Raw genomic sequence first — 16,496 nt, forward strand, 5'->3', positions numbered from 1 at the left:
ATCATGATGAGGTTCCGCTGATTTTTGGCTGTTTATTTTTTGAAAAATGTTTTTTTGCATGTAAGATACTGACTTTTATGACCGCCAAAATCGGAACTGCAATAATCAAACCCAATATCCCCCCTGCTTCCCCGCCGGCCAGAAGTGCAAGCATAATGAGAAGAGGATGCATATGCAGACTTTTTCCAACAATCAGGGGTGATAGGATATTCCCCTCGAGGAACTGAAGTACGATTATAATCCCCATTGTTATGACGACCATTTTAACCGATAAAGCAGAAGCAATAATTACAGCCGGGACCGCTCCGATAATTGGGCCAAAATAAGGAATTACATTGGTAACACCAATTATGGTGCCTAGCAATAGAGGATACCGCATATCAAAAATCCAGAATAGCAAAGAGGAAATGGCCCCAATGGCTGCACATACCAGGAGCTGGCCTCTGATATAGCTTCCTAGTGACTTATCTATATCTCTTAAGAACAACACTCCTTCTTTTCTCCATTTTCTCGGTGTCAAATACCAGGCCGCTCTTTTCATAATCGAGAAATCTTTAAGGAGATAAAAGGAGATAAAGGGGATTACTGCGATAATCACAGCATAGTTCAATACATTAAGAAAAAATGTGATTACCTTTGATAAAAGATTATTTAACCGTTTCTCTATAGCTGCAATAATATCATCAATCCTGGTTTGCAGGCTGTCAGGCCATGTTGATGTTTTACTTTGAATCGTGTCGATCCACCCGCGGTATTGATTTGCAAATTGAGGGGCATTTTCCGCCAGATCACGCAATTGATGGATAAAAGCCGGAATCCCTTTATACAGAGTAAATCCTATCCCCCCGAAAAATAAAAAATAAATAATAAAAACAGCAAGCCCCCTATTTAGGCCCGTTTCATGCAGTTTTTCAACGATCGGGTGAAGAAGATATGTAATAAATGCACCTATGACAAATGGAATCAATACGGCAAATACGATTTCCAGAATGGGCATCCATAATGCCTGGAGCTTTAGGAAAATTAAAATTACAATAAGCAAGAGAAGCAGAAACCCAAGCCGGTAGTACCATTTCATTCGAATATTCATTATGGCCCGCCTCCTTGTCTTTATTGTGATAGCTTACCCGGGATTTATGCATTAAGAGAACTAAACCGCGCAAAAAAGCTGGCCCTATGTTAAGAACCAGCCCTGATCATTTTAAAATAAAGCTTTTGTTATTCTTTTTTGAATGCGTTTCATTTTTCGGCCTGATACCATATTATTTTTTTGGGCGTAATTATAAGCAGCCATGCCTGCCCCAAGCATCATTGCAGAGGTTAATATTTTGTTCAAACTGGCTCACCTCTTCCGTTAATTCTTACGAAAGAAACCGGCGCTCATCTTCTTCAAATAAATCATCAAGGGAGCTAAGCGTACCATCTTCCTCAACTTGATGGGTGTTAATGATTCCTTTGGATAAAGAAAGTTCTATAAAGCAATTCCAGCAATAATATTGATTAATCCCGATTTTCCCAATATCTTTGCTCTGGCAATTAGGACATTTCAGCACGAAAAAGACACCTCACTATTTTACATTTACAATAATGGCGTCTTTTCCAATTGCGGGCGGGTCATCGGTTTTTATGACACGTTTTCCTTCCAGCACATCTGAAAAGAAGCCATCCGACAGTTCGTACCCTACAATCGTGCCCAATTCTTCCCTAAAATATACATCCTCAAGCAAACCCAGCCGTTCTCCTTCCCGGCTCATAATCATTTTGCCCGTTAGCCGGTTATGGGTCTCACAGGTATAATCATCATGTTTAGGAAGTGCCTGCAGAACTGAAGAATCCTCAATCATCACTCCATCCCAGCCGAAAGATGTCACGTCTTCAATATTGATGATATATGTTTTTTTCAAAAGAGCGCCCTTTCGCAGCAGTAATCCCAGTACTTTTCCAGTGTCTGAAATGGATAAATCGCAGATAACGCCTGCTTTGTCGCCGGTTTTCAGCTCAAAAACCGGCAGACCTTTTAATAAAGAAAATGTCCGCAAAGAGAATCCCGCCTTCCCGAACATTTATAGTTTTCACTGCTCCTAAGAAAACATAACGGAAAACCATTGCCATGGGAGCCAAAAAGTATCGTTAAGAACGTTCAGCAAGATTGCATAAGCCTACTTTCTGCTGTACCTCGGCTTATTAAAACGCTCGTTTCGCTCTCCTCCGTCTGACAGCTCCTCTGAAAACTCATAATCCTGTTGCGGCTGTCTGCGCCGTTTTACTCCGTGGAGATTGAGAAGAGATGTTCTGTTTTTCCTTTCCACATTTATCTCCCCTTTTTATATTTTTGATTTAACAGCTAAACTTCATGCTTGCTTTGATATACAAAAAGAACAGTCTTTTATTGTAGACTGCTCTTCTTAGCTATATTCTTTTTCCATAAAATCATACGGTGTTATATTTCCCATTCCTATCATGGGATCGGCTTGGAGAAGCTTTTCTTCGAGAGAAAGGGATTCCGAAAGAGAAGGTTCAGCTGCATCATCATGTTCTGTTCCATCATTAAACAGAATTGCATCTCTCAGCTTTTCAGACAGAGTGGTCAGACGTGCCTGTTCATCTGCACGTTCCACACCGATCTTTAATGCATCTTCTTCACCGCACATTATTAAAAACTGTCTGCTGCGGGTAATGGCGGTATAAAGGAGATTCCTTCTCAGCATCCTGTAATAGCTTTTAACTACAGGCATAATGACAATCGGAAATTCACTTCCCTGCGATTTATGGACAGAGCAGCAGTAAGCATGCGTAATCTGATTTAGATCCTGCCTTGTGTATGTAGCCTCCGCACCATCAAAGGATACGACAATCATATCCTGTTTTTCCGTATTTTCTTTCGCGTAAAAAATAGAAACAATTTCACCCATATCCCCATTAAAAACATTATTTTCAGGCTGGTTGACAAGCTGAAGAACCTTATCTCCAATCCTGTATTTCACATCCCCAAAGGACAGCTCTTTCCTTGTTCCATCGGGATTTGGGTTCAGTATTTCCTGCAGTATTTCGTTTAATCTGTCGATTCCCGCAGGGCCGCGGTACATTGGGGCAAGCACCTGTATATCTTTTGAAGAATATCCTTTCTTTTTGGCATTCAGAACAACCTTTTCAACTACATCCGCAATTTGGCCGGGCTGGCATTTGATAAAGGAACGATCCGGCTGCTGCGCAGTGATGTTCTGAGGAAGCTTGCCTTTTTTCATTTCATGGGCCAATTCAATAATGGAGGATCCTTCAGCCTGCCTGTATATATCTGTTAAACGGACAGTTGGAATACGCTCTGATCGCAAAAGATCCTTCAATACCTGGCCTGGACCCACGGAAGGCAGCTGATCCTCATCACCGACAAGGATCACCTGCATATTGTCAGGCAGAGCTTTAAAAAGCTGATTTGCAAGCCAGACATCTACCATTGATGTTTCATCAACAATTAATATCCTGCCATCCAATGGACTCTCCTCGTGCCGGTCAAATCCCTCAGATCCATTCCAGCCAAGAAGACGGTGAATGGTTACAGCAGGCAGCCCTGTTGATTCTGCCATCCGTTTTGCAGCCCTTCCTGTCGGGGCTGCCAGCAAAAAGGGAAAAGGCTCTTCCTTTTTATAATCTTTCGGTTCCAGGGAGCAGCCGTGAAGCTCTGCATATAATTCTACAATCCCTTTGATAACGGTTGTTTTCCCAGTCCCAGGCCCACCGGTCAATATCAGCATGGGAGACATAAGAGCTGTTTGAATGGCTTCCTTTTGAGTCGGCGCATATTGGACACCCAGACGCTCTTCCAAATTCCCAAGAGCTAAAAGAAATTCCGACTCAGGAAACTGTTCATCATACTGGGTCTGCTTTAGTATCCGTTTGATATTGGTTACTAGCCCTTTTTCGGAAAAATAAAGAGAAGGAAGGTATACTTTTTGGCCTTCAGCCTTGATCTTCCCTTCCTCTTCAAGCTTAATCAGTTCATTGGATATATCCCTGTATTCAATGACATCATGCTTATTTTCTTCAAGCAGCTTCTTCACACTCTGCAAAAGAGGTTTTGCTTCAATATAAACATGACCTGCCTGCATGCTCTCAGTTTCAAGTATATAGAGGCAGGCTGCTTTTATACGATCAGGATGATTGCCTGATATGCCGATTTGATATCCCAGTTCGTCTGCACGGCCAAAGCCGACTCCTTCTATATCCTCAACCAGTTTATAAGGATTGTTTTGAACGACATCAATTGTCATTTCTTTATACACCTGGTAAATTCTCATGGAAAGCTGAGGACCAAAACCATATTGATTAAGTGCAATCATGGCTTGCTCAAGGCCTTGGTGCTCCATTAGTGTGTCGTAAAGAGATTTAGCTTTTTCAGGTGACAGTTTGGGGACTTTATCGAGCAGGGATGGCTGATTAAGGATTCGCGTAATAGCATCTTCTCCAAGTGTCTCGACAATTTGCTCAGCGGTTTTCTTGCCAATCCCTTTAAATAATTCACTTGATAAATAATTGGCTACACCTTGTTTCGTCTGGGGAAGATCCTTCCTGTAATGGCTTGCATGGAATTGAATGCCAAACTTAGGGTGTTCTTTAAATTCACCATAAAAAATATAGGTTTCATGTTCATGCATTTTTGGCAGATAGCCGGTAATGACCGCTTCTTTTTCATCATACGAGTCATTCGTTTCATCAACCCGAATACGCAAAACCGTATATAAATTTTGCTCATTATGAAAGATAGTGACCAAATGTCTGCCTTTTATGAACTTTCCCTGTTCGGCAAAAAGATCCATGGAATCCTGTTTTTCCATTTCCATCCCCTCCCCCTATAAACATTAATTTAATTCGCTGCCGCCCTTTTCAATCAACTTTTTCCCATAGCCCGCAAGCATATGGTCCGGCTGAATTTCCAGTGCCTTATTTAAGTATAAAAGTGCCTTTTTTTCTTCTTCTTTAAATCCATATGCTACTCCGAGATTGTAGTAAGCATCTGCATGTTCTGGCTCAATTTCAATGCATTTTTTCATCTGCTGGATAGCTTCATCAATGTAATCCAGCTGTGCCAGACATAACCCATATTGGAAATGGGCTTCGGCATCATTTTCATTCAGTTCCGCACTGCGCTGCAAATAAGGCAATGCCAGTTTCCCCTGGTCTAGGGCTGTAAGGGACATGCCAAGCATGAAAAAATTATCAGCGGTTTCAAGGCCTTTTTGCAATGCAGTTTCAAACATCTGTTTAGCCTGGTCAAACTGCTGCAATTCATAATATAAATTTCCAGCACTGTAGTAAGCAGCACCTGCATTTTCATCAAGCCCTATCGCTTTCTCGTAGAACTTCAGCGCTTTTTCGTTTTCTCCTACAGCAGACAGCACATTTCCAAAGTTAATATATGAAACAGGATCTGAAGGATTCTCTTCAATTGCTTCCATAAAAACCTTCGCTGCTTCCTCCCATTTTCCTTCTTGCATATATTGAATACCCAATTGGTTTTTATCCATTATTCATCACTCCATTCAAATCAAAGTATAGCATATTTGAATTCCTCATTTCCGCTGTACTCCATTTCCGTAATAAAACCCCGATCCTTTGATAAGAATCGGGGTCCAGGCTTTAATTAGCCGACATAATCCAGCTGCTTGCCATCCTTGAATATTTCATCAATTGTTCCGCCGCCAAGGCACTCGTCTCCATTATAAAAGACAACTGCCTGTCCAGGGGTAACAGCCCTGATTGGCTCTGCAAAAATAACTTTGACCCTGCCATCTCCAAGAGCTTGAACCTTAACCCTGCTGTCAGCCTGGCGATATCTGAACTTAGCCGTACATTCAAATTCCTGCGGCTGTTCTGAATTCGTCACCCAGCTGGTTTTAACAGCAATAATGGAGTCTGAATACAGCAGTTCATTGTGGAAGCCTTGTCCAACATACAAGACATTTCTCTTTAGGTCTTTACCGATTGCAAACCAGGGTTCACCTGCTCCGCCAATGCCCAGTCCATGCCGCTGTCCAATCGTATAATACATGAGGCCATCATGCTTGCCGACAACCTTCCCATCCATGGTTTCCATGTTTCCGGGCTGAGCCGGAAGGTAGTTTCCAAGGAACTCCTTGAAGTTGCGCTCACCAATAAAGCATATGCCTGTGCTGTCTTTCTTTGCGGCAGTTGCCAATCCGGCTTCCTTCGCCAGTTCACGGACTTTAGATTTTTCAATATCGCCGATCGGGAACATTACTTTTTCAAGCTGCTCCTGTGTTAACTGGTTCAGAAAATATGTTTGGTCCTTATTATCATCAAGACCTCTCAGCATTTTGTATTCGCCATCCCTGAATTCCACACGGGCATAGTGTCCTGTCGCCAGATAGTCGGCGCCAAGGCTCATAGCATGTTCAAGGAATGCCTTAAATTTAATTTCTTTATTGCACATAACATCCGGATTAGGTGTCCGTCCTGCCTTGTATTCTTCAAGGAAGTAGGTAAATACTTTATCCCAATATTGCTTTTCGAAATTGACCGCATAATATGGGATGCCGATTTGGTTGCACACCCTGATGACATCATTGTAATCCTCTGTAGCGGTACATACCCCGTTTTCGTCTGTATCATCCCAGTTTTTCATGAAGATGCCGATTACATCATATCCCTGTTCCTTTAAAAGCAGGGCCGCCACAGAAGAATCAACGCCACCGGACATTCCAACCACTACCCGGGTATCCTTCGGATCTTTGTTCATCTATTTTCACCTCAAATCTTCAGAAATCACGCATAGAATTGCATGTTTCATATTCTGTCTATTTAACCAGCCGCTTCACGATATTGGCCGTTTGTTCTGCCGCTCTTTCAACTTGTTCTTTTGTATTAAAAAGTCCAAAACTGAAACGGATGGAATTTTGCAGTTTATCTGATCCCTTTCCAAACATGCTGACCAGCACATGGGATGGATCTATGGAGCCTGCAGTACAGGCCGACCCGCTTGATGCTGCTATTCCAGCCAAATCAAGGTTTACCAGCATGGCTTCAACATTTGTTCCGGGAAAGCTTAAGTTTAAAACATGAGGAAGGGAATAATCAAGTGATCCGTTCAGTTCAAAAACAGCACCTTCCTGCTCCAGTTTATTCATGAACAGGATCTTAAAAGAATGCAGTTCTTCCCGCTTAGCTTCCATCTCCTTCTGAGCGATCCGGACAGCCTCCTGGAAGCCTGCAATAGAAGGAACATTTTCCGTTCCTGCCCTTCTCTTCCTTTCCTGTTCACCGCCAAAAAGACGTGAAGAAAGCTTTACATCAGAGTGGACATATAAAAAGCCGATGCCTTTTGGCCCATTAATTTTATGGGCGGACACGGAAAGCAAATCCACCTTCAATTCATGCACATCAATTTTTTCTAAACCATATGCCTGAACGGCATCGGTATGGAATACAGCAGGATGCTCTTTTAATAAATCCCCTATTTCCTTAATGGGCTGAAGGGTAGCTATTTCATTATTACCGTACATGATGGTTACTAGAATGGTATCCTCCCGTAAAGCTTTTTCTATGTCCTTTACCGAGACACGCCCAAATGGATCAACAGGCAGATACGTTACCTCAAAGCCCTGTTTTTCAAGCTCCTCACATGCATGCAACACTGCATGATGTTCAATCTGGGTTGTTATAATGTGTTTGCCCCTATGGCGGAGTGATTCAGCTGATCCAAAAATCGCATGATTATCAGCTTCTGTTCCACCGCTTGTAAAGATTATGTCATTGGCTTTTGCACCGATACTGTTTGCTAATGCGGATCTTGCTTCATCGACAATATGGCGTGAACTTCTCCCGAAATAATGAATACTTGAAGGATTTCCATATTCATATTTCATCACTTCAGTCATCCGTTCAATCACTTCCGGATGCATTGGAGAAGTTGCCGCATGGTCAAGATATATTCTTTCCATATTAGTTCACCTACTTCAATTCGTCCTGCTGCTTGTCTTTCTACAGAATTATTCCCATATCAAGGACTATATATAAAACATATAAGCATCCGACTCTCCGCCGGTATCTGTATGGCTCGCTAGATCTTCAAGCGTTGTGTTATCAAGCACATCCTTTACAGCATCACGAATACGCATCCACAGCTCTCTCTTTGCAGGCTCCTCATCTTCAATTCCTTCCACCGGACTTATTGGTCCTTCCAGAACTCTGATGATGTCCCCAGCGGTAATTTTTGTCGGCTCTTTGCTTAAAACATATCCGCCGTATGCACCACGGATACTTTTAACAAGACCTGCATTCCGAAGCGGAGCAATAAGCTGCTCCAGATAGTGCTCTGAAAGGTCATTCGTCTGGGCAATCGACTTTAACGAAGTGGGGCCTTCCCCATGCTTTTTTGCTAACTCAATCATTATCGTTAAACCATAACGGCCTTTAGTAGAAATTTTCATCAGCTTGCACCTCTATCCTTTTCTCTAAGCATTTGATTCTCTTTAATATCCTTATATCTAAGCTTTGCCAAAAATCGATCAGTTAAAGCCTGGCACTGAGGCAAAGCTGCCCCGACAATTGATCCCACTGCCAAACTGAGCACAATGGTTCCCCAGAATACAGGGCCACCGAGCTGCCATCCAGCAGTCAGAACAGCAATTTCCATTAAAGCTCTGACGTTTCTGACTTTCCAGCCTGTTTTAGCTGTTAATGCAATCATCAGGCTGTCCCTCGGCCCTGCGCCAAGCTGAGCAGAAATATACATCCCCATTCCATAGCAATAAACCACTATGCCGAATCCAAACATCGCCAATTTCCCAGCCATTCCATTAGGAGTCTGCATAAATGGCAAAAGCAAATAGGCGTCAATAAAAAGGCCAATCAGTACCATGTTCAAAAAAGCACCGACTTGAGGGAGTTCCTTTGAAATAAGTGCTGCAGCAGCTAAAATGAATACTCCAACAATAATGGACCAGCTGCCTATCGTCAGGCCAAGCTGGTAGTATAGACCCACATGCAGAACATCCCAGGGGGTTGCCCCTAAATCAGCTGTAATTAACAGCACAATACCCAGGCTCATCACAAGCAGTCCTATTAAATAAACTAAGAACCTGGGACCGATTTGTCCTTTATTTTTCAGTAACATGTGCACAACGCTCCCCGCAAGTCCTGCATAAGTATATAAAGTTTAAATCCTTAGTAAAGTTATAGACTTTTGACATTATAGCATATTTTAGGAGGAAAAGGGCGGACCGGGCTTGAACAGGACAATGCGGACCTTGGCTTAAATGATTTCACAGCAGGAAATGTTATGGTATCTTAATTAGAAAGCGAAAGATTTGCTGAAAATTGACAGGCAGACTGCAGGCTGCCAGGGAAAAGGCTGGAGTGATTACTTTGAATATTAAACCTCTTGCATTCCGGATGAGGCCGAGAACGATTGATGAAATCATCGGCCAGGAGCATCTTGTTTCAGAAGGAAAAATTATTTATCGCATGGTGCAGGCTAAGCAGCTATCATCGATGATTCTGTACGGGCCTCCAGGTATAGGCAAGACATCGATTGCAAGTGCCATTGCAGGAAGCACCAAATACGCTTTCCGCACGCTAAATGCGGTGTCCAATAATAAAAAAGACATGGAAGTGGTAGCAGCTGAGGCAAAAATGTCGGGAAAAGTCATTCTGCTTCTGGATGAAGTCCACAGGCTTGATAAAGGTAAACAGGATTTTTTGCTTCCCTATCTGGAAAACGGCAGCATCACTTTAATTGGCGCCACAACCAGCAACCCTTATCATGCAATAAATCCTGCCATCAGGAGCCGGTGTCAAATCTTCGAATTAAAGCCGCTGTCTGCAGATGAAATAAAAAAAACGCTCGTAAGAGCACTTCATGATAAAGAACGGGGCCTTGGCGATAAACAAACAGAAGTTACCGATGAAGCACTGACACATCTGGCCACTGCTTCAAACGGAGATGTCAGAAGCTCGCTTAACGCTTTGGAACTTGCTGCGCTTTCAACAAAAGAGGATGAAGAAGGCATCATTAAAATTGACTTATCTGTTGCCGAGGAATGCATTCAGCGCAAAAGCTTTACACACGATAAAGACGGAGATGCCCATTACGATGTATTGTCAGGATTTCAAAAGTCTATCCGCGGAAGCGACGTAAATGCTGCGCTGCACTATTTGGGAAGATTAATTGAAGCAGGCGATCTTCAGAGCATAAGCAGGAGACTTTTGGTTATCGCCTATGAAGATATCGGTCTGGCATCACCGCAAGCCGGACCCAGGACTCTTGCCGCTATCGAGACTGCGGAGAGAATTGGATTCCCTGAAGCAAGAATACCGCTTGCCAATGCCGTAATAGAGCTTTGTTTATCTCCAAAATCTAATTCTGCATACAAAGCCTTGGATTCTGCCATCGCAGATATTCGCGCTGGCAAAAGTGGTGAAGTTCCCGATCATTTAAAGGACGCGCATTACAAAGGAGCAAAAGAACTGGGAAGAGGCTTAGGCTATCTGTACCCTCACGACTATGAAACCGGCTGGGTCAAACAGCAGTACCTGCCTGACAGAATAAAAAACAAAGTATATTATCAGCCTAAAAAAACCGGCAAATTTGAACAGGCATTAGCATCAGTTTATGAAAAGCTCCTTAAATAGCAAGAGGTCCGGCATTAATGCCGGACCTCTACCTTTTTTACCGCTAAGCAGAAACATCCCTTTTATTAAATACATAAAATGCAAGGGCCTGGAAGAGCAGGAAGTAAACTACTATCATTATGATCGAAAATCCAAGCGTCATTTCCTGAACCATCGGCACTCCTTCAAAGTATTGAAGAAGATCTGTATTGGCAAAAAGGCTGTACTTTGCCCAATCATACTTCATGGCAATCAGCCTTGTGACCTGCCCCCCCATAAACATCAGAAACAGGGAAAGCCCGATTGCCAAAGAGCTATTCCTAAAAACAGCTGAAATCATAAAAGCCATGGTTGCAAGCATCAGCACATTAATCGATTTAAGACCATAATAAGATATCAGATGCAGTCCCATGCTTACTTCTTTCACTGTGCCCTTGTAATAATACAAATAAGGAATGGCCTTTTCAGGGAATCCAAAGAGGAGACTGCCCAAAATTGCGGAATATCCAAAGAGGACAGCCAGCACCAGCAGCCCGAATAAAATTACGGTAATGTACTTTGCTCCCAGAACCTTTATTCTTTTGATAGGCCTGATCAGAAGAAGTTTGATGGTTCCCCATGTAAACTCACTCGCCACGATTCCCCCGGCAATGATAATCGTAAACAGGCCTGCGAATTCTATCAGCTGAGAGGTATCCGATACGAATCCCCAGACAGAGTACTCCTGATTCGGTGAAATATCATTATTAATTCTGTATTCGTTAAGGGCAATCTCTCTTTGATACTGTTCCTTCATGTCTCTGGGAGCCATTTCTCCCATTTCTTCAAGCTGTTTTTGATAGCTTTCGTTTTGGGTCTGCAGTCCCCTTTTCCATTCTGTATTATCAGGGACTGTCCCTCCGCTTTCCTGATACTTTATAAAGGCGCCTGCAACAGTCGTCATCACTAAAAGAAGTCCGATCATGACGTATGTACCCGGCCGCCTGAAGATTTTCATCCATTCATTTTGAATCAATCCGAGCATGTTCGGCACCTCCCTTGTATTCAGTAACTTCCAGGAAGCGGTCTTCCAATGTTTTGGTTACTTCACGGACAGCAAATATCTTAATATCTTCCCGGACAAATTCCTTTATCATCTCCGGTATGCTGTCACGTACGAGTGGAAGGAACACTTTGCTTTCCGTGACCTGTATCGGCAATTCAGGGTATATATTTTTTAACAGTCTCTGCGCTTTATCAGGGGCATCCACTTCTACTTCATAGACCTTTTCTTTCCCCTGAACAAAGTCACTGATATGCTGAACATCAATCAATTTCCCGTTTTGAATGATGCCGATTCTATCACACATCATTTCCATTTCAGACAGTAAATGGCTGGATACAATGACAGCCATCCCTCTCTCTCTTGCAAGCAGCCTCAAGTGATCCCGAATCTCTCTTATGCCTGCAGGATCAAGTCCATTCGTAGGTTCATCCAGGATAAGAATTTGGGGATCATGCAAAAGGCATTGCGCAAGACCAAGACGCTGCCTCATGCCAAGCGAGTACGTTCTGACTTTATCATGTATCCTATCGGCAAGTCCTACAAGCTCAACTGTTTCATCAATCTTTTCTTTCGTTACACCTTTTGACATTCGTGCATAATGGACCAGGTTTTGGTAACCCGTCAAAAATTTATACATCTCCGGATTTTCTACAATGGCTCCAATATGGGAAACTGCCTTTTCAAAATCTGTTTTAATGCTGCTGCCAAGAACTTTAATGTCCCCAGAAGTAATACTGATTAAGCCAACCAGCATTCGAATAGTAGTGGTCTTACCTGCACCGTTAGGACCAAGAAATCCGAATACCTCTCCCTTTTTCACCTCAAAGCTGACAGAATCAATAATAGTCCTTCCATTTATCACTTTTGTAACATCCTGTATTTCTACAAGAGTATCCATTTTGGAATCCTCCTTTCATCCTTTAAAGTCCAGTACTTACAGACGTCTTTAAAGCAGGGATAGTTATTTGACTACACTATTTTACCCTTCTGCAGCTGAGAATGGAATATTTTCATCTATTCGGGTGACGATAATCCTAACAATTGTATTTCCCGAGGTGGTAATGAAATGAAGGAACGGAAAGACTTATGGAAGCCGGAAGAAGATCAATTACTCGAAGAAACAGTACTTGAATATACATCAAATGGAGATTCAAAAGCATCAGCCTTTAAGAAGGCAAGCAGTGAACTTGGCCGCACTGTTTCAGCATGCCGATACCGATGGAACACTGCCATATCCAAGAAAACAGATTTTGCAGCCCATGAAATTTCAAGCAATAATTCAGAAAGTCAAACCCATGAAACCTCTGGCACTATTCCCCCTGAAAATTTAACTCAGGTCATTCACTTCTTAAGAAATTTTGTGAAAACACAGCCTAAGTCAGTGCATTTGAAGGAAAACAAACGTCTGCATGAAGAGCAGAAGCATTTGAAACTTCAAAATGAGCTGTTAATTAGAAAGCTGAAGGAAAAAGAAGAGGAATATACTAATAAGCTTTTGCAATATGAGGAAATGGCAAGCATACTAAAAGAAGCAGACCAGCTTCTTAAGCAAGAGAGCGTTGAAGATAAAAGGGCTGTTCATTAAATGGAGTGTTTGTAATGCAAAAAAAAATGCACAAAGACCGGCCTGCAGAAGGCCGGTCTCTTTTCAGTCATTTACCCGGGCAATCTTTATATCGCTTAAAAGTTCTCTAGTTACATAGCTGGCCATGATTAAACCTGCAACAGAAGGAACAAACGCATTTGAAGAAGGCGGCATTTTGGCCTTTCTGATTTCAGCATCATCTTTGCCAACTGTTTTTCGGACATCTTCCCGGATAACGATCGGGCTTTCATCGGAAAATACAACCGGTACCCCTTTTTTGATTCCTTCTTTTCTTAAACGCGTACGAATAACTTTAGCAATAGGGTCAGTATGAGTCTTGAAGATATCTGCGATCTGGAACCTGGTTGGATCCATTTTATTTGCAGCACCCATGCTTGAAATCATTGGAATACCTCTATTCAAGCATTCTTTCATAAGGTGAATTTTATACGAAATCGTATCGGAAGCATCCACTACAAAATCAAGTCCATAATCGAAGAATTGCTCATAGGTTTCTTCTGTATAAAACATTTTTAAAGCAATAACTTCACAATCTGGATTGATATCCATGATTCTTTCCTTCATTAAATCCACCTTCGGTTTCCCGACAGTGGATAATAATGCGATGACCTGTCTATTCACATTTGTAATATCAACATCGTCCTTATCAACCAGAACAAGGCGGCCTACACCGGAACGCGCCAATGCTTCCGCTGCAAAGGAACCAACTCCGCCGATGCCCAGTACTGCAACAGTGCTATTTTTCATTTTATCTAGGCCTTCTTTGCCAATAGCCAATTCATTTCTGGAAAATTGGTGAAGCATATATATCAACTCCATCAAAAATTTATTAATAATGCATGTATTACTTAATACCCGATAATGAATATATCATACTTGCATTTTAAAGCAAGTAGTTCTATAGGATTAATGAAACTTTAAAGAAGCTTTCTCCCAATAGTGTTAACTGTCCCATCATATTTAAACCTAATCGTTAATTTCAGCTTCAGATAGACCAGTTAGATCATAAAATATCAGCACAAAAAAACCATGCTTACCCAGCATGGTTTTTTAATACCGTATGTACTAAAGAGTCCCAATCGTGCCGTCGCTGTTGATGCCCTCGTTTTGAACCCGCACTCAGCAGGTGGGTGTCCTGTTTCCTGCGTTTGTAAGTCCCCATCCATGAGGCATTTACGCTGCTGGAAAACTCCGGACTCCCGAAGGAATAATGTTGGTCAAAATTTCAGGTTTTACAACGAACACATCAGGACTCTTTATTTATTGATATGATCATATCACACGATTTCGCCTTTTTCAAGCTGATGAATGAAGCAGATCTGGACAGATATATCCATTTTATTCCTTTAAATTAAACAGCTTGCCTAAAATTCAGGAGTAACTTCCTGGTTTATCTTTCTGAAAAATGATTTTTTTCAACTAATTATCCATTAAATAGGAAATTACTCACTTTTTTTCAAATTAAGCGCTAAATTCAACTCGTTAAGCTGTGACTGGCTAACTTCCCCAGGAGCTTCTGTAAGCACACAGCTTGCACTGGCTGTTTTAGGGAATGCAATTGTATCTCTCAGGTTTGTTCTGCCGGCCAATAGCATCACAAGTCTATCAAGCCCCAGGGCAATACCGCCATGTGGAGGAGTTCCATATTCAAATGCCTCAAGCAGGAATCCAAACTGTTCTACAGCTTCCTCTTTTGAGAAACCAAGCACACTGAACATTTTCTCCTGAACATCTCTTTCGAAAATACGCAATGAACCGCCGCCAAGCTCATAGCCATTTAATACAAGGTCATATGCTTGTGCGCGGACTTGAGCAGGATCTTTATCAAGAAGATCTAAATCTTCTCTTGCAGGCATGGTAAATGGATGATGGGCTGCATAATATCGGCCTTCTTCCTCATCATACTCCAGAAGCGGCCAGTCAGTAACCCAAAGGAAATTAAATTTGCTTTGATCAATCAGATCAAGCTCTTTACCAAGCTTTAAGCGAAGAGCGCCAAGTGCATCAGCTACAACATTCTTTTTATCAGCCACAAATAGGAGCAAGTCTCCCGGTTCTACAGATAAAACAGAATAGAATGATTTTTGCTCATCCTCAGTGACAAACTTGGCAATCGGACCTTTTAATCCGTCTTCTTCCGCTTTTAACCACGCAAGCCCTTTTGCACCATAAACAGCTGCAAACTCTGTTAAGGCATCAATATCTTTTCTTGAATACTTTCCTGCTCCATTTTTTACATTAATGGCCTTAACCTGTCCCCCGGAAGCTACTGCTCCGGCAAACACCTTAAAGCTTGACTCTTTCACGATTTCAGACAGATCTGTTAACTCCATACCAAAGCGTGTATCCGGCTTATCTGAACCAAAACGATCCATCGCATCCTGATAGGTCATGCGAGGAAATGGAAGCTTTACATCATGGCCTTTCACTTCTTTCATAATCTTTGCCATCATGTTTTCCATCAGGCTGATGATTTCTTCCTGGCTCATGAAACTCATTTCGATGTCGAGTTGAGTAAATTCAGGCTGGCGATCTGCCCGGAGGTCCTCATCACGGAAGCATCGTGCAATTTGGTAATAGCGCTCAAATCCGCCTACCATTAATAACTGCTTAAAGATTTGAGGAGACTGAGGAAGAGCGTAAAATTCGCCCGGATGCACACGGCTTGGAACTAAATAATCTCGGGCTCCTTCCGGAGTGCTCTTCGTTAAGATCGGTGTTTCCACATCTAAAAACCCTTCACTGTCCAAGAAATCCCTCATTGCTTTAGTAACTTGATGACGCATTTTAAAGGTATCGAACATAACCGGGCGTCTCAAATCAAGATAGCGGTATTTAAGACGGACATCTTCTGAAACATCCGCATTATCGCCAATTACAAAAGGAGGTGTTTTTGCTTCATTAATGATTGTTACTTTTTCGGCTTTAATTTCAATGCGCCCTGTTTTCAAATTCTCGTTGATTGTGCCTTCTTCACGCGCAATTACTTCTCCGTCTATGTCAAGAACAAATTCATTGCGGATTTTTTCAGCTGCTGCAAGAGCTTCTGGAGAAACTTCAGGATTGAATACAACCTGTACAATTCCAGTGCGGTCACGCAAATCCACAAAGATCAGACCGCCCAAATCCCGGCGCTTTTGTACCCATCCTTTTAAGCTTACTTTTTCTCCTATAGCTTTTTCCGTTACTTCCCCGCAAAAATACGTTCGCCCAAACATA

Annotated in this window: 17 protein-coding genes and 1 other RNA gene; 2 read left to right on the forward strand and 16 right to left on the reverse strand. The window is 42.2% G+C overall.

Going from position 1 to position 16,496, the window contains the following annotated elements; translation table 11 throughout:
• Position 1: 1 nt before the first annotated feature.
• From AC6CHU_RS01815 to AC6CHU_RS01865, 11 genes are all read right to left on the reverse strand, one after another.
• Positions 2-1,090, reverse strand: coding sequence for an AI-2E family transporter (locus tag AC6CHU_RS01815; protein ID WP_159863273.1), 1,089 nt, complete (start codon positions 1,088-1,090; stop codon positions 2-4).
• Between the two features lie 111 nt (positions 1,091-1,201).
• A complete protein-coding gene (locus tag AC6CHU_RS01820) occupies positions 1,202-1,336 on the reverse strand; it encodes a YrzQ family protein (RefSeq protein ID WP_159863274.1) in 135 nt (44 codons plus the stop codon).
• Positions 1,337-1,361: 25 nt separating this feature from the next.
• Positions 1,362-1,553: a YrzR-like zinc ribbon domain gene (locus tag AC6CHU_RS01825; RefSeq protein WP_061791133.1), complete on the reverse strand. Its 192-nt coding sequence runs from the start codon at positions 1,551-1,553 to the stop codon at positions 1,362-1,364.
• A gap of 15 nt (positions 1,554-1,568) precedes the next feature.
• Positions 1,569-2,039 carry a PRC-barrel domain-containing protein gene (locus AC6CHU_RS01830; protein ID WP_159863275.1) on the reverse strand — a complete coding sequence of 157 codons (471 nt, stop codon included), beginning with the start codon at positions 2,037-2,039 and terminating at the stop codon, positions 1,569-1,571.
• Between the two features lie 120 nt (positions 2,040-2,159).
• Entirely contained in the window at positions 2,160-2,309 is a 150-nt protein-coding gene (locus AC6CHU_RS01835) for a hypothetical protein (RefSeq protein ID WP_201306500.1), read from the reverse strand.
• A 96-nt stretch (positions 2,310-2,405) separates the two neighbouring features.
• Positions 2,406-4,832: an SF1B family DNA helicase RecD2 gene (gene recD2 / locus AC6CHU_RS01840; protein ID WP_498119864.1), complete on the reverse strand. Its 2,427-nt coding sequence runs from the start codon at positions 4,830-4,832 to the stop codon at positions 2,406-2,408.
• Positions 4,833-4,856: 24 nt separating this feature from the next.
• Complete coding sequence (locus tag AC6CHU_RS01845; protein ID WP_159863277.1) at positions 4,857-5,522, reverse strand: tetratricopeptide repeat protein; 666 nt, start codon at positions 5,520-5,522, stop codon at positions 4,857-4,859.
• 116 nt (positions 5,523-5,638) lie between these two features.
• Positions 5,639-6,754: a tRNA 2-thiouridine(34) synthase MnmA gene (mnmA, locus tag AC6CHU_RS01850; RefSeq protein ID WP_498119866.1), complete on the reverse strand. Its 1,116-nt coding sequence runs from the start codon at positions 6,752-6,754 to the stop codon at positions 5,639-5,641.
• A 58-nt stretch (positions 6,755-6,812) separates the two neighbouring features.
• A complete protein-coding gene (locus AC6CHU_RS01855; RefSeq protein WP_251283651.1) occupies positions 6,813-7,955 on the reverse strand; it encodes a cysteine desulfurase family protein in 1,143 nt (380 codons plus the stop codon).
• Positions 7,956-8,021: 66 nt separating this feature from the next.
• Positions 8,022-8,444, reverse strand: coding sequence for a cysteine metabolism transcriptional regulator CymR (gene cymR / locus AC6CHU_RS01860; RefSeq protein WP_159863280.1), 423 nt, complete (start codon positions 8,442-8,444; stop codon positions 8,022-8,024).
• Positions 8,444-9,130 carry a YczE/YyaS/YitT family protein gene (locus tag AC6CHU_RS01865; RefSeq protein WP_251283650.1) on the reverse strand — a complete coding sequence of 229 codons (687 nt, stop codon included), beginning with the start codon at positions 9,128-9,130 and terminating at the stop codon, positions 8,444-8,446. Before AC6CHU_RS01865 ends, cymR begins: the two co-directional genes overlap by 1 nt.
• A 251-nt stretch (positions 9,131-9,381) precedes the next feature.
• On the opposite strand from AC6CHU_RS01865, the gene AC6CHU_RS01870 reads away from it, so the two are divergent.
• Positions 9,382-10,647 (forward strand): replication-associated recombination protein A, encoded by a 1,266-nt coding sequence (locus AC6CHU_RS01870; RefSeq protein WP_159863282.1) that lies wholly within the window; start codon positions 9,382-9,384, stop codon positions 10,645-10,647.
• Positions 10,648-10,690: 43 nt separating this feature from the next.
• On the opposite strand, the gene AC6CHU_RS01875 is transcribed toward AC6CHU_RS01870, so the two are convergent.
• Positions 10,691-11,650, reverse strand: a complete 960-nt coding sequence (locus tag AC6CHU_RS01875; RefSeq protein WP_159863283.1) for an ABC transporter permease — start codon at positions 11,648-11,650, stop codon at positions 10,691-10,693.
• The gene (locus tag AC6CHU_RS01880) at positions 11,628-12,569 is read right to left on the reverse strand and encodes an ABC transporter ATP-binding protein (RefSeq protein WP_498119869.1); all 942 of its coding nucleotides are present in this window, start codon (positions 12,567-12,569) and stop codon (positions 11,628-11,630) included. The genes AC6CHU_RS01875 and AC6CHU_RS01880 overlap by 23 nt, the downstream gene beginning before the upstream one ends.
• Positions 12,570-12,737: 168 nt before the next feature.
• Here AC6CHU_RS01880 and AC6CHU_RS01885 point away from each other — a divergent pair, with 168 nt between their 5' ends.
• Entirely contained in the window at positions 12,738-13,256 is a 519-nt protein-coding gene (locus AC6CHU_RS01885) for a Myb-like DNA-binding domain-containing protein (protein ID WP_498119871.1), read from the forward strand.
• A 63-nt stretch (positions 13,257-13,319) separates the two neighbouring features.
• Here AC6CHU_RS01885 and AC6CHU_RS01890 read toward each other — a convergent pair whose 3' ends face one another.
• From AC6CHU_RS01890 to aspS, 3 genes are all read right to left on the reverse strand, one after another.
• Positions 13,320-14,081, reverse strand: a complete 762-nt coding sequence (locus AC6CHU_RS01890; protein WP_159863285.1) for a tRNA threonylcarbamoyladenosine dehydratase — start codon at positions 14,079-14,081, stop codon at positions 13,320-13,322.
• A 264-nt stretch (positions 14,082-14,345) separates the two neighbouring features.
• A non-coding RNA gene (gene ssrS, locus AC6CHU_RS01895) (6S RNA) lies at positions 14,346-14,533 on the reverse strand.
• Positions 14,534-14,719: 186 nt separating this feature from the next.
• Complete coding sequence (gene aspS / locus AC6CHU_RS01900) at positions 14,720-16,495, reverse strand: aspartate--tRNA ligase (protein ID WP_159863286.1); 1,776 nt, start codon at positions 16,493-16,495, stop codon at positions 14,720-14,722.
• Position 16,496 lies beyond the last annotated feature (1 nt).

This window comes from Cytobacillus sp. GQ23, from assembly GCF_059758675.1.